General features: G+C 68.4%; 11 protein-coding genes and 1 tRNA gene. 9 read left to right on the forward strand and 3 right to left on the reverse strand.

Annotation, left to right across the window (positions count from 1 at the left end; translation table 11 throughout):
• Window positions 1-51: 51 nt before the first annotated feature.
• From dnaN to ACFY2X_RS04440, 9 genes are all read left to right on the forward strand, one after another.
• Window positions 52-1191 (forward strand): DNA polymerase III subunit beta, encoded by a 1140-nt coding sequence (gene dnaN / locus ACFY2X_RS04400; protein WP_389932060.1) that lies wholly within the window; start codon window positions 52-54, stop codon window positions 1189-1191.
• A 53-nt stretch (window positions 1192-1244) separates the two neighbouring features.
• Window positions 1245-1982 (forward strand): 3-keto-5-aminohexanoate cleavage protein, encoded by a 738-nt coding sequence (locus ACFY2X_RS04405; RefSeq protein WP_389932062.1) that lies wholly within the window; start codon window positions 1245-1247, stop codon window positions 1980-1982.
• Between the two features lie 32 nt (window positions 1983-2014).
• Window positions 2015-2956: a phosphogluconate dehydrogenase (NAD(+)-dependent, decarboxylating) gene (gene gnd / locus ACFY2X_RS04410; RefSeq protein WP_389932064.1), complete on the forward strand. Its 942-nt coding sequence runs from the start codon at window positions 2015-2017 to the stop codon at window positions 2954-2956.
• Between the two features lie 98 nt (window positions 2957-3054).
• On the forward strand, window positions 3055-4227 hold the full coding sequence (gene recF / locus ACFY2X_RS04415) for a DNA replication/repair protein RecF (protein ID WP_389932066.1): 1173 nt from the start codon (window positions 3055-3057) through the stop codon (window positions 4225-4227).
• Entirely contained in the window at window positions 4217-4741 is a 525-nt protein-coding gene (locus ACFY2X_RS04420; RefSeq protein ID WP_389932068.1) for a DUF721 domain-containing protein, read from the forward strand. The genes recF and ACFY2X_RS04420 overlap by 11 nt, the downstream gene beginning before the upstream one ends.
• A 298-nt stretch (window positions 4742-5039) precedes the next feature.
• A complete protein-coding gene (gene gyrB / locus ACFY2X_RS04425) occupies window positions 5040-6983 on the forward strand; it encodes a DNA topoisomerase (ATP-hydrolyzing) subunit B (protein ID WP_389932070.1) in 1944 nt (647 codons plus the stop codon).
• A 42-nt stretch (window positions 6984-7025) separates the two neighbouring features.
• Window positions 7026-9512 (forward strand): DNA gyrase subunit A, encoded by a 2487-nt coding sequence (gyrA, locus tag ACFY2X_RS04430; protein ID WP_389932072.1) that lies wholly within the window; start codon window positions 7026-7028, stop codon window positions 9510-9512.
• A gap of 59 nt (window positions 9513-9571) precedes the next feature.
• Window positions 9572-10243: a DUF3566 domain-containing protein gene (locus tag ACFY2X_RS04435; RefSeq protein ID WP_389932074.1), complete on the forward strand. Its 672-nt coding sequence runs from the start codon at window positions 9572-9574 to the stop codon at window positions 10241-10243.
• Between the two features lie 137 nt (window positions 10244-10380).
• Window positions 10381-10454, forward strand: a tRNA-Ile gene (locus ACFY2X_RS04440).
• A gap of 66 nt (window positions 10455-10520) precedes the next feature.
• Here the strand turns inward: ACFY2X_RS04440 and ACFY2X_RS04445 are convergent.
• From ACFY2X_RS04445 to ACFY2X_RS04455, 3 genes are all read right to left on the reverse strand, one after another.
• Window positions 10521-10877 carry a hypothetical protein gene (locus tag ACFY2X_RS04445; RefSeq protein WP_389932076.1) on the reverse strand — a complete coding sequence of 119 codons (357 nt, stop codon included), beginning with the start codon at window positions 10875-10877 and terminating at the stop codon, window positions 10521-10523.
• Between the two features lie 89 nt (window positions 10878-10966).
• Entirely contained in the window at window positions 10967-11686 is a 720-nt protein-coding gene (locus ACFY2X_RS04450) for a MerR family transcriptional regulator (RefSeq protein WP_389932078.1), read from the reverse strand.
• Window positions 11687-11712: 26 nt separating this feature from the next.
• Window positions 11713-13137, reverse strand: coding sequence for a serine hydrolase domain-containing protein (locus ACFY2X_RS04455; RefSeq protein ID WP_389932080.1), 1425 nt, complete (start codon window positions 13135-13137; stop codon window positions 11713-11715).
• Window positions 13138-13394 lie beyond the last annotated feature (257 nt).

Below are 13394 nucleotides of genomic sequence, written 5' to 3' on the forward strand. Positions count from 1 at the left end.
GAACCCAAGGCACCGAGCGAAGAGCGCTCGACACACAGGAGGCAGATCCACGTGATGTTCCGGATCGAGCGGGACGTACTCGCTGAGGCGGTCGCATGGACGGCACGCAGCCTTCCGGCACGTCCTTCCGTGCCGGTGCTCGCCGGCATGCGTCTTGAGGTCACGGAGAGCGGTCAGCTCAAGCTCTCCGGCTTCGACTACGAGGTCTCCGCCGAGGTGACCCTCGAACCGCAGAGCGGCGAGGCGGGCGTGGTCCTCGTCTCGGGCAAGCTCCTCGCCGAGATCACCAGGGCGCTCCCCGCACAGCCTGTGGACTTCGTCGTGGAGGGCGCGAAGGCGGTCGTCACCTGTGGCAGCGCCCGGTTCACACTTCTCACCATGCCTGTGGAGGACTATCCCTCCCTGCCGACGATGCCCCCGGCCGCCGGGCGGGTGGGCAGCGACGTGTTCGCCTCTGCCGTCAGCCAGGTCGCCGTGGCCGCGGGCAAGGACGACACCCTGCCGATGCTGACGGGTGTGCGCATGGAGATCGAGGGCGACACCGTCACCCTCGCCGCCACCGACCGTTACCGCCTGGCCGTACGAGAGCTGAAGTGGCAGCCGGGCCAGCCCGACTTCTCCGCGGTCGCCATGATCCCCGGCAAGACCCTCGCCGACGCCGCCAAGGCCCTGGGAAGCACCGGTGCCGAGGTCGAGATCGCGATGAGCTCCGTCGGCGGCACCGGCGAAGGCATGATCGGCTTCTCCAGCGCCGGTCGCCGTACCACCACCCGGCTGCTCGACCCGGAGTTCCCCAAATACCGCTCGCTGCTGCCGACGGAGTTCTCCGCCCGCGCGGATCTGTCCACAAGCGCCTTCGTCGAGGCGGTCAAGCGTGTGGCCCTGGTCGCCGAGCGCAACACGCCGGTCCGGCTGGCCTTCCGCGGCGGCGAGGTCGTCCTGGAGGCGGGCAGCGGCGACGAGGCCCAGGCGGTCGAGGTGCTTCCCGTGGACTTCGAGGGCGACGACATCAACATCGCCTTCAACCACCAATTCCTGCTGGAAGGGCTCGGCGCGATCGACTCCGACGTGGCCCGCCTGCAGATGACCACCTCCACCAAGCCCGCCATCCTCACCGGTGGAAAGCCTGTGGACGACGAGGGCACCCCCGACTACCGCTACCTGATCATGCCCATCCGCCTGTCCAGCTGACGCCTGCCGGTCCACAGGTGTGAACACCCGGCGAGACCGGGAAGGGGCCGTGAATGAGCGGGATCATGGTCAAGGCGTGCCTCAACGGGAGCAGGAAGCCCGGTGAGCACCCCGGTCTTCCCCTGACCCCTCTGGAGCTCGCCGAGGCGGCCCGTGAGGCCCGTGAGGCGGGTGCGGCGGCTGTTCACATGCACCCTCGCGACGAGGCGGGCAGAGAGTCGCTCAGCGCCGCCCACATCGGGGCGGCCGTCGGCGCGGTACGGCGGGCGTGCCCCGGCCTTCCCGTCGGGGTGAGCACGGGCCTGTGGATATCGGGCGGGGACGTGGAGGCGCGGCGCGAAGCCGTCCGTGGGTGGGCCGTGCTGCCTGTGGAGGACCGGCCGGATTTCGCGTCCGTGAACCTCTCCGAGCCCGGTTTCTCCGACCTGTGGCACGATCTGCGACGGCTCGGCGTGGAAGTCGAGGCCGGGGTCTGGTCCACCGGCGACGCCGAAGCGCTGGCCGCGACCGGGCTGGAGTGCGTGCGGGTGCTCGTCGAGATCATCGGCGGCCCCGCGGACACCGCGGTCTCCCGTGCGCGCGCGGTGCTCGGGCGCCTCGACGAGCTGGCCGTCCCCGGCCCGCGGCTCCTCCACGGGGAGGAGGAACCGGCCTGGATACTTGTGGACGAGGCGGGGCAGTCGGGTCTGGCCACGCGTATCGGCCTGGAGGACGTCCTCCACAGCCCGGAGGGCGATCCTGTTGACGGAAACGCCGATCTGGTACGGCATGCGCTGGCACGACTGGTGTAGGTGGATGATGGAACCCTGAAGGGGGTGCTCGTATGCAGATCGGCATGATCGGGCTGGGCAAGATGGGCGGCAACATGGCCGAGCGGCTGCGCCGCGGGGGCCACGACGTCGTCGGCTACGACCGCGATCCCGCGGTCAGTGACGTCTCCAGCCTGAAACAGCTCGTGGACCGGCTCCAGGAGCCGAGGGCGGTGTGGGTCATGGTGCCCGCGGGGGCGCCGACGCGGGCGACGATCGAACAGCTCGGCGATCTGCTGTCGCCCGGGGACATCGTGATCGACGGCGGCAACTCGCACTATCTGGACGACCAGAAGCACGCCGCCGAGCTCGCTGCCAAGGGGATCGGTTTCGTCGACTGCGGCGTGAGCGGCGGCGTCTGGGGCCTGCAGAACGGCTACGCGCTGATGGTCGGCGGCACCAAGGACAACGTCCAGAAGCTGATGCCGATCTTCGAGACGCTCAAGCCCGAGGAGGACGGCTTCGTCCACGCGGGAGACGTCGGCGCCGGGCATTTCGCCAAGATGGTCCACAACGGCATCGAATACGGCATGATGCAGGCCTTCGCCGAGGGCTGGGAGCTGCTCGAAGCCTCAGACGTCGTCACCGACGTGGCCGGAGCCTTCAAGAGCTGGCGGCACGGCACGGTCATCCGGTCGTGGCTGCTGGACCTGCTGGTCCGCGCGCTCGACGAGGACCCGGCGCTGGCCGAGCTGAAGGGCTACGCGCAAGACTCCGGCGAGGGGCGGTGGACGGTCCAGGCGGCCGTGGACCACGCCGTCCCGCTGCCGGTCATCACCGCCGCGCTGTACGCCAGGTTCGCCTCCCGGCAGGAAGACTCGCCGGCCATGAAGGTCGTCGCGGCCCTGCGCAACCAGTTCGGCGGGCACGCCGTCACCGCGAAGGAGGGGCAGGTCGACAAGGGTGCCGACGCCCCCGGTGCCGACGTCGTCCCGCCGGTGGAGGTCAGCAAGTAGATCCAGGCGCGCGTACGGCCTGCGCCCGCCCACAGGGCGCAAGCCGTACAAACGCGACGAGGCCCCGGTGACGGGCGGAGGCGACTAATCTTCCTGAGGTGTACGTCGCCCATCTCTCGCTGACCGACTTCCGGTCCTACGACAACGCCGACCTCGGCTTGGAGCCGGGCGTCACGACCTTCGTGGGGCCCAACGGGCAGGGCAAGACCAACCTGGTCGAGGCGCTGGGATACGTGGCGACGCAGTCGAGTCATCGGGTCGCCAACGACGGGCCGCTGGTGCGGCAGGGGGCGGCGCGGGCGATCGTCCGGTCCGTGATCGTCCGGGAGGACCGGCGGGCGCTGGTCGAGCTGGAGATCAACCCGGGAAAGGCCAACAGGGCGCGGCTGAACCGCTCGCCGGTGTCCCGCCCGCGTGACGTCATCGGACTGCTGCGCACGGTCCTGTTCGCCCCCGAGGACCTGGCCGTGGTCAAGGGCGACCCCTCGGAGCGGCGTCGCTACCTCGACGATCTGCTGGTGGCCAGAACACCCCGTTTCGCAGGGGTCCGGGCCGACTACGACCGGGTGCTCAAGCAGCGCGGGGCCCTGTTGCGTACGGCGGCGCAGGCGCGGCGGGGCAGCCGGAGCGCGAGGCGGGCCGACAACGACTCGGCGTTCGCCGCCGCCGGCGCCGGAGACCCGCTGAGCACCCTGGATGTCTGGGACGCCCACCTGGCCAGGCACGGCGCCGAACTGCTGGAGGCCAGGCTGGAGCTGATCGAGGCGCTGCGCCCGCTGGTCTCGGCCTCCTACGCGGCCCTCGCGCCCGACTCCGCCCCCGCCGACCTCGCCTACCGAGGCACGCTGTCCACAGAGGCGGGAGCCGGCCGCGCGGTCCTGGAGGAGCACCTGCGGGCCGCCCTGCTGGAGGTCCGCGGCTCCGAGCTCGAACGCGGCGTCACCCTCGTCGGCCCGCACCGCGACGACCTGTTCCTCGGCCTGGGAGAGCTGCCCGCGCGTGGCTACGCCAGCCACGGCGAGTCGTGGTCGTTCGCGCTGGCGCTCCGGCTGGCCGCCTACGACCTGCTCAGGGCCGACGGCGGCGACCCGGTGCTGATCCTCGACGACGTCTTCGCCGAGCTGGACAACCGGCGACGCCGCCGCCTGGCCGAGATCGTGGCCCCGGCCGAACAGGTGTTGATCACCGCCGCGGTCGCCGACGACGTCCCCGCGGAGCTGGTGGGAGCCCGGTTCGACGTCACCGAGGGGAAGGTGAACCGTGTCCGATGAGAGACCGCCGGACCTCGGGTCGGCGAAGAGCGCGGCGGCCAGAGGCGCGGCGATGGCCAGGGAGAAGCTGGCCCAGGCGAAGGCGGACGCGGCGAAGCGGGGGCAGCTTCCCCGCCGCGCGCCCCGGCTCCGGGCGGCCGGGCCGCGCAGGGATTCCGGGGATCCCCAGCTTTTCGGACGTGCGATCGCCGACCTGCTGGCCGACCGCGGCTGGGAGCAGCCTGTCGCGGTCGGCGGGGTGTTCGGCCGCTGGCACGAGATCGTCGGGCCGGACCTGGCCGCGCACACCACGCCGGAGACCTTCGCCGACGGGGAGGTTCTGGTGGTCGCCGACTCCACCGCATGGGCGACCCAGGTGCGACTGCTGGCAAGAACGCTGATCAGACGGTTGAACGAGGAGCTCGGGGACGGAACGGTGCAGCGGGTGAAGGTGCGGGGCCCGCAGCACGGACCGCGTCCCAGCGGAGGCCTGCGGGTCGCCGGGAGCCGCGGCCCGGGTGACACCTACGGCTGATCGGCCAGCCGCGAAACGGATCAGTTGCCCTTCTGGCGCGACGACCCCCTCCCGCGTAGGGGGATCCTTGAGTGGAGGGTCGACGCGCCAGAAGGGCCTTTCAGCGCTCTTCAATGCCACATCATGAGCCTTGAGCCGCTAGAATGAAGCTGAATTCCGGACACGTCCGTTTGCGTGTCACCCCCGGCACGTAAGCCGGACTCCCCTGGGTGCACGCATCGGGGCATTCACGACGGTGACGGGCACGGTGGGGCTGAGTGTGTTCCCGCCGCGTGTCCGCGGCAGGAGGATTTCACACTTGTCCTACGACGCTAGCTCAATCACCGTTCTCGAAGGACTCGAGGCGGTCCGTAAGCGCCCAGGCATGTACATCGGCTCGACCGGAGAACGCGGTCTGCACCACCTCGTCTACGAGGTCGTGGACAACTCCGTCGACGAGGCCCTGGCCGGTTACGCCGACAGAATCGAAGTCACACTTCTCGCTGACAACGGGGTCCGGGTCGTCGACAACGGCCGAGGCATCCCCGTCGGCATGCACCCCGTCGAGAAGCGTCCCGCGGTCGAGGTCGTCCTGACCGTGCTGCACGCGGGAGGCAAGTTCGACGGCAAGTCCTACGCGGTCTCCGGCGGTCTGCACGGCGTCGGCGTCTCCGTGGTGAACGCGCTGTCCACCAGGCTTGAGGTGGAGATCCGCACCGACGGTCACTACTGGCGGCAGTCCTACGCGGACTCCCGGCCGACGGCGCCCCTGGAGAAGGGCGAGCCGACGGACGAGACCGGCACCTCGATCACCTTCTGGGCCGACCCGACGATCTTCGAGACCACGACGTGGAGCTTCGAGACGCTCTCGCGCCGCTTCCAGGAGATGGCCTTCCTCAACAAGGGCCTGACGATCTCCATGCGGGACGAGCGGCCCGACCACATCGACGGTGAGCCCGTCGAGGTGGTCTACCACTACGAGGGCGGTCTGTCCGACTTCGTCAAGCACCTGAACTCCAAGAAGGAGCCCGCGCACCTCTCGGTGATCGACTTCGAGGAGCACGGCGAGGGGATCTCGGTCGAGATCGCCATGCAGTGGAACAACTCCTACAGCGAGTCGGTCTACACCTTCGCCAACACGATCAACACGGCCGAGGGCGGTACCCACGAGGAGGGCTTCCGCGCCGCGCTGACGTCGATCGTCAACCGCTACGCGCGTGAGCAGAAGTTCCTCAAGGAGGGCAAGGACGACAACCTCACCGGCGAGGACATCCGTGAGGGCCTCACCGCGATCATCTCGGTGAAGCTGGCCGACCCCCAGTTCGAGGGCCAGACCAAGACCAAGCTGGGCAACACCGAGGCCAAGTCGTTCGTCCAGAAGGCCTGTAACGACCACCTGCGCGACTGGTTCGAGCGCAACCCGGGCGAGGCCAAGGACGTCATCAACAAGTCCCTGCAGGCCTCACGCGCCCGCATCGCGGCCCGTCAGGCCCGCGACCTGACCCGGCGCAAGTCGCTGCTGGAGTCCGGCTCCGGCCTGCCCGGCAAGCTGGCCGACTGCCAGTGGAGCGATCCGGAGAAGTGCGAGCTGTTCATCGTCGAGGGTGACTCGGCGGGCGGCTCCGCCAAGGGCGGCCGCGACTCCAGGTTCCAGGCGATCCTGCCCATCCGCGGCAAGATCCTGAACGTGGAGAAGGCGCGCATCGACAAGGTGCTGAAGAACACCGAGGTCCAGGCGCTGATCACCGCCATGGGCACCGGCGTCCACGACGAGTTCGACATCGCCAAGCTCCGCTACCACAAGCTCATCCTGATGGCCGACGCCGACGTCGACGGCCAGCACATCAACACGCTGCTCCTGACGCTGCTGTTCCGCTTCATGCGGCCGTTGATCGAGGCCGGGCACGTCTACCTGTCCCAGCCCCCGCTCTACAAGATCAAGTGGGACCGCCGGGGCGAGGACGCCTCCTACGCCTACTCCGACCCCGAGCGTGACGCGATCATCGAGGACGGCATCGCCCGGGGCAAGCGCGACCCGCGCCTGCACGACGGCATCCAGCGGTTCAAGGGTCTGGGCGAGATGAACGCCGGCCAGCTGTGGGACACCACGATGAACCCGGACAGCCGCCTCCTGCGCCAGGTCACCCTCGACGACGCCGCCCAGGCCGACGAGCTGTTCAGCGTTCTCATGGGTGAGGACGTCGAGGCTCGCCGCTCCTTCATCATCAGGAACGCGCGAGACGTCCGTTTCCTCGATGTGTAGCGGCAGCCGTACAGACTTCTCTCTGAAAAGGATCATTCACCCGTGACGGATGTGAACACTCCGCCCGCAGAGCGCATCGAACCGGTCGACATCCAGTCGGAGATGCAGCGCAGCTACATGGACTACGCGATGTCCGTCATCGTGTCCCGTGCGCTGCCCGACGTCCGCGACGGGCTCAAGCCGGTGCATCGCCGCGTGCTCTACGCCATGTACGACGGCGGTTACCGCCCGGACCGGGGTTACTTCAAGTGCTCCCGCGTCGTCGGCGACGTCATGGGCTCCTACCACCCGCACGGTGACTCGTCGATCTACGGCACCGTCGTACGGCTGGCACAGCCCTGGGCCCTGCGCTACACCCTGGTCGACGGCCAGGGCAACTTCGGGTCGCCGGGCAACGACATGCCGGCCGCCATGCGATACACCGAGTGCAAGCTCGCGCCGATCGCCATGGAGATGATCCGTGACATCGACAAGGAGACCGTCGACTTCCAGCCCAACTACGACGGGCGTTCCCAGGAGCCGCTGGTCCTTCCGTCGCGGTTCCCGAACCTGCTGGTCAACGGGTCGGCCGGCATCGCGGTCGGCATGGCCACGAACATCCCGCCGCACAACCTGCGCGAGGTGGCCGAAGGCGTCAAGTGGGCGCTGCAGAACGCCGACGCCACCGACGACGAGCTCCTTGAGGCGCTGATCGCCCGGATCAAGGGCCCCGACTTCCCGACCGGCGCGCTGATCGTCGGCCGCCGGGGCATCGACGACGCCTACCGGACCGGCCGAGGCTCGATCACCATGCGGGCGATCGTGGAGGTCGAGGAGGACGCCAAGGGCCGCCAGTGCCTGGTCGTCACCGAGCTGCCCTACATGGTCAACCCGGACAACCTCGCGCTGTCGATCGCCGAGGCGGTGAAGGAAGGCCGGATCACCGGCATCGCCGACGTCCGCGACGAGAGCTCCTCCCGGGTCGGCCAGCGTCTGGTGATCGTGCTCAAGCGCGACGCGGTCGCCAAGGTCGTGCTGAACAACCTCTACAAGCACACCCAGCTGCAGACCACCTTCGGCGCCAACATGCTGGCCCTGGTCGACGGCGTGCCGCGGACCCTGCGGCTGGACCAGTTCGTCCGCCACTACGTGGCGCACCAGATCGAGGTCGTGGTCCGCCGGACGCGCTACCTCCTGCGCAAGGCCGAGGAGCGGGCCCACATCCTGCGCGCACTGCTCAAGGCGCTTGAGCGGATGGACGAGGTCATCGCCCTGATCCGGCGGTCGCCGTCGGCGTCCGCCGCCCAGGGCGGCCTGATGACGCTGCTGGAGATCGACGAGATCCAGGCGCAGGCCATCCTCGACATGCAGCTGCGCAAGCTGGCCGCCCTGGAGCAGCAGCAGATCACCGACGAGTACGACGCGCTGATGGTGCACATCATCGACTACCAGGAGATCCTGGCCTCGCCGGAGCGGCAGCGGGGAATCGTCTTCGAGGAGCTCTCGGAGATCACGGCGAAGTACGGCGACGAGCGCAAGACGGAGATCATCGCCTACGAGGGCGACATGTCGATCGAAGACCTCCTCGCCGAGGAGGACATGGTCGTCACGATCACCCGCGGCGGCTATGCCAAGCGCACCAACACCGACCTCTACCGGGCCCAGAAGCGCGGTGGCAAGGGTGTGCGCGGCGCCCAGCTGCGCCAGGACGACATCGTCGACCACTTCTTCGTCACGACGACCCACCACTGGCTGCTGTTCTTCACGAACAAGGGCCGGGTCTACCGGGTCAAGGCCTACGAGCTGCCCGACTCCGGCCGGGACGCGCGCGGCCAGCATCTGGCGAACCTGCTGGCCATGCAGCCGGACGAGGTCGTCATGGAGGTCCTGGACCTGCGTGACTACGACGTCGCGCCGTACCTCGTGCTGGCCACCCGCAGCGGCCTGGTGAAGAAGACGCGCCTGTCGGAGTACGACTCGCCGCGCTCAGGTGGCCTCATCGCCATCAACCTGAGAGAAGATGACGAGGTGATCGCCGCCAGGTTGGTGTCGGAGGAGGACGACCTCCTGCTCGTCTCCCGCGGTGCCCAGTCCATCCGCTTCACGGCCTCCGACGAGGCTCTGCGCCCGATGGGCCGGGCGACCAGCGGTGTGATCGGCATGCGGTTCCTCGAAGGGGACGAGCTTCTGGCGATGAACCGGATGGCCGACGGCGACGACGTGTTGATCGCGACCGAGGGTGGATATGCCAAGCGCACCCCTGCGGATCACTACCCTGTCCAGGGAAGAGGCGGCAAGGGCGTTCTGACGGCGAAGATCGTCAGTGCTCGTGGCAAGCTGGTCGGGGCCGTCATGGTCAGGCCTGAGGATGAGGTTTTCGCAATCACTTCCGCCGGCGGGGTTATCCGGACCAGCGCAGGGGAGATCAAGCAGTCTGGTCGCCAGACCATGGGGGTGCGTCTGATGAATCTCGCGGAGGGGGACAGCGTCGTGGCTCTCGCCCGCAATGCCGAGGCGTTGGAGACCGAGGAAAACGGGGAAGGTGAGTAGCCGTGTGCGCTCAGGCCAGACCAGGCCCACGCCCGGCCTCTTCATCGACACGCGATCAGGTGACGGGGAAGATAGACAAGGCCACCGAAGCGGACGCCGCCGAGGGGGCCGAGTCGCCGGTCGACGGTAGCGAGTCCACGCCGGAGACCGACAGGCCGGTAACCGACGAGCACAAGGGCAGGCAGAGCGTGACGGCTATCGAGGAAGACAAACCAGGCGATTCCACGATGCGGATTCGTCCCGCGTCCGCGGAGGCCGACGCCTCCTCCTGGGCGCCGGGAGGATTGTCGTCGTCCGCGCCGTCACTCGCACAGGAGAAGCCGGGCAAGAAGGGTTCGGACAGCTCCGCGAGAGCGCCGCGCAAGGCACACCTGGTGCTGCGCAGGATCGAGCCCTGGTCGGCCATGAAGTTCAGCTTCGTGGTGTCGCTCGTCTGCTTCGTGGTGTTGTTCGTCGCGGTTGCCGTGCTCTACATGGTGTTGTCCGGACTGGGGGTGTTCGACAACATCATCCAGACGGTGAACCAGCTGACGATGGCCGACGGCAAGTCCACCAACGGCGTGGACGCCGCCTCCTGGTTCGAGCCGGTCCGCATCCTCGGCTACACCGCCCTGATCGGCGCGGTGAACGTGGTGCTGATCACCGCCCTGTCCACCCTCGGCTCAGTGATCTACAACGTCGCCGCCGACCTGGTCGGCGGCGTGGAGGTCACCTTCAGCGAGGCCGAATAACCACCCGGCGCCATGTCCCCGGCTTCAGGCCGGGGACATGGCGCAAGTGGGTGCCGGAACAGGGTAAGCTTTTCCCTGTTCGAGCGAGCGGATTCGCTTCCATCAAGTGGATGCGGTACCGTTCTAGCGCGTAACGAGGGGCTATAGCTCAGACGGTTAGAGCGCTTCCCTGATAAGGAAGAGGTCCCAGGTTCAAGTCCTGGTAGCCCCACATCGATAAACGCCCCGAAGCGATCAAGCTCCGGGGCTTTTTGCTGCAACGGGTACTGTAATGGACTCACACTCTCACCCAAAGAGCCCGTTCACCCTCTTCCCCTATGGCTATGCCCCGTTCGGGGTCACACGACCAAGGGAGAGGACTCCCTGATCCGCGCAGCCGCCGGGCGGCCAGTTCGGCCAGCAGCCGTACGCCGTCGGGCAGCACCACGTCGTCGAACTCCGCTCGCGGTGAGTGGTTCTCCTCCGCCTCGTCAGGACGGAGACGCGCCAGGCGCGAGCCGAGGAACACGAACGCTCCCGGCACCCACGCCAGCACGCGTGAGAAGTCCTCGGAGGCGGGATGCGGATGGAGCAGGCGCAGAACAACCTGATCGCTCTCTTCTCCGGCACCCACCACCATCCGTCGGCCGTGCAAGCGGGTCAAGGTGGAACGCCCGTGTCGCGGCGAGGACGAGACGCCGGCCCTCGACCTGGTCACGATCACTGGATGGTTCAGAGACATCTTCAGCCGTTCACCAGTTGGGCGAGGCGATCCCAAGCCGGCGATGAGGCTCCCGGCTGGGATTGCGCGGCCAACCGGGCGATGGCCGGGCTTTGGACGGAGCAGGTCTCGGATCGGCTGTGGTGATCGGTGAACCAGTTCCGGGTACGCTCCGCGAGGACGGGCAGGCGGGGATCGTCCGGCGACCAGTCGTAGGCGGCGTCATGGTCGAGGTAGAGGGCACGAAACTCGGGATCGGTCATCAGGTCGCGCTTTTCGGCGATCCACAGGGAGGCGTCCTCGGGTGAGGCGGTCTGCATGAGGATCCAGCCGTCCCGTTCCACCCGGATCTGGCGCTCGCCGACGCCGAGTTCGCGCAGATCGTCGAGATAGTCGGCGACTTCCGGAGAAACGAAGAGCCGGTCGCCGCCGCGCAGCTGGGCGAGCTGATCGCGGGTTCGCCGCAGCTGCGCGATGCGGTCTTGGAGATTGCCGTCGATCTCGGCGATGGCTGCCGTGAGCGCGTCCGGGTCGGCGTCGAGAAGGTCCCTGATGCGGGCCAGTGGCACGCCCGCATTGGCCAGGGTCCTGATCTTGACGAGGTCGACGGCGTCTTTGGCGGTGTAGCGCCGGTAGCCGGACGAGTCGCGGCCGGGCTCGGTGAGCAGACCGCGCTCGTGATAGTGGCGGATGGCTTTGATGGTCACTCCGGCGTAGTCCGCGAGCTGGCCAATCGTGAGCATGCAGGACATCCTTCCACTCGGAAGGGTCAGGCCCGTCGGGTCAGGCGGCCGCCGCCGTTGCGGAAGCGCGCCTGGCCCTCGCGGAGGTCGTGGTAGGAGACGAGCAGCAGCCGCAGGTACCCGTCGAACGCCTCCAGCGGATATCCGGCGGGTGCGAAGAGGCCCGGCCGGATCGGCACGTAGCGCTGCGGCGGGGCGGAGGTCGTGCCGCCGGCGAACTCGGTGAAGATCCGCTCCTGCGATTCGTCCGCCGGCTCGTAGGTCGTCCGCTCCTCCAGCTGGCCGTCGACGATGCTGACGTCGATGCGCAGCTGGTTGGAGCGGTAGGTGCCCACGTAGGGGGTGAGGTCGACGTCCTGCTCCAGTTCGGTGACCAGCTTGGGGATCTGGACGCCGAGGTGCTCGCTCAGCAGCCACTGCAGGATCTGGTCCTGCAGCATGATCGCCCCCGGGTTGTTGCCGTAGGCGGCGAGGACCAGGTCGTGCTCGGGGAGCACGCACAGGAGCGAGACCCCGCCGGGCGAGGCGCCCGACATGGCCAGCACGGTCGTGTCGCCGAACGGGTACAGCACCCAGCCCAGGCCGATCGGCGGGGTGTTGGGGCTCTCCATGTCGTAGGAGACCTGCTGCATCAGGGCGGTCGACTCGGCCGACAGGACGCGCGTGCCGGAAGGGGACACGCCCCCCGCGAGGTGGGTGCGCCCGAAGGCGAGCAGGTCGGCGATGGTGCCGATCGGCGTGCCGCCGGCCGGGCCCCAGGTGTCGGGCAGCGTGAACATGTTCGTGGGCTTGGGCGCCATGGTCTCGAGGTCCAGGAAGTGGCCGACCGCCGTGCTGCGCAGGATGGCCTGCTCGGCGGAGGTGCCGGAGTCCTTCATACCGACCGGGGCGTAGATCTCGCGCGCCAGCAGGTCGTTGAAGGGCAGGCCGGTCACCACTTCCAGCAGGCGGCCCGCGACGATCATGCCGCCGTTGGAGTAGCTGAGCTGCTCGCCGGGCTCGAACAGGGTGCCGCAGTTGATCGCCAGGCCCTCGACGTAGGCCTTCAGTGCGTCGCGGCCCTTGTCGTCGGGGAAGTACAGGTCCGCGTCGATGCCGTTGGTGTGTGAGATCAGGTGCCTGACCAGGATCTTGTCCGCGGCGCCCGGCACGGCCAGCGCGAAGTCGGGAAGATATTTCACGACCGGTGAGTCGAGGTCCAGCAGTCCGCGGTCGACCTGCTGGAGGACCAGGGTGGTGGTCAGGACCTTGGTGACGGAGCCGAGGAGGAATCCGGTGTCCTGGAGCATCGGGGCGCCGGTGGCGACGTTCGCGGTGCCGTGGGAGACGATGATCTGCTCGCCCGCGTGGTAGACGCCGGTGACGAACCCGGGGACGCCGTTGGCCTCGCAGTGGGCCGCGACCTGCTCGCGGATCGGGGCTTCGATGGTGTACAGCGCGTTGTTGGTCATGGAGCCATCGTCGAAGGTTGACCTAGGGGCAAGGTCAAGCCCAGGACGAAAGAAAACGGCGAGTTCGGAGCAGCGGACGCCAGCGGCGAACCGAGTGAGCGACGCGTGACGCTGAGCTCGTCGACGAGGGGCTCCAAGTCATCTCGACGCCATGCGGTTCTCGCCCAGATAGAAGGTCGGGTGTGAAGTGTGAACAGCTAAGCGCCTATCCAGAAGTTCTGCGCGTAACAGGGCGTGAGATCGCCGGGGCAGCTGGG

Source organism: Streptosporangium sp. NPDC000396 (assembly GCF_042898655.1).
GTDB lineage: Bacteria > Actinomycetota > Actinomycetes > Streptosporangiales > Streptosporangiaceae > Streptosporangium.

Bases quoted from the DNA above. Each gene is read 5' to 3' on its own strand.
- ACFY2X_RS04405 (WP_389932062.1), top strand. From the start codon at position 1,245: ATGAGCGGGATCATGGTCAAGGCGTGCCTCAACGGGAGCAGGAAGCCC.
- ACFY2X_RS04455 (WP_389932080.1), bottom strand. From the start codon at position 13,137: ATGACCAACAACGCGCTGTACACCATCGAAGCCCCGATCCGCGAGCAG.
- gnd (WP_389932064.1), top strand. From the start codon at position 2,015: ATGCAGATCGGCATGATCGGGCTGGGCAAGATGGGCGGCAACATGGCC.
- ACFY2X_RS04450 (WP_389932078.1), bottom strand. From the start codon at position 11,686: ATGCTCACGATTGGCCAGCTCGCGGACTACGCCGGAGTGACCATCAAA.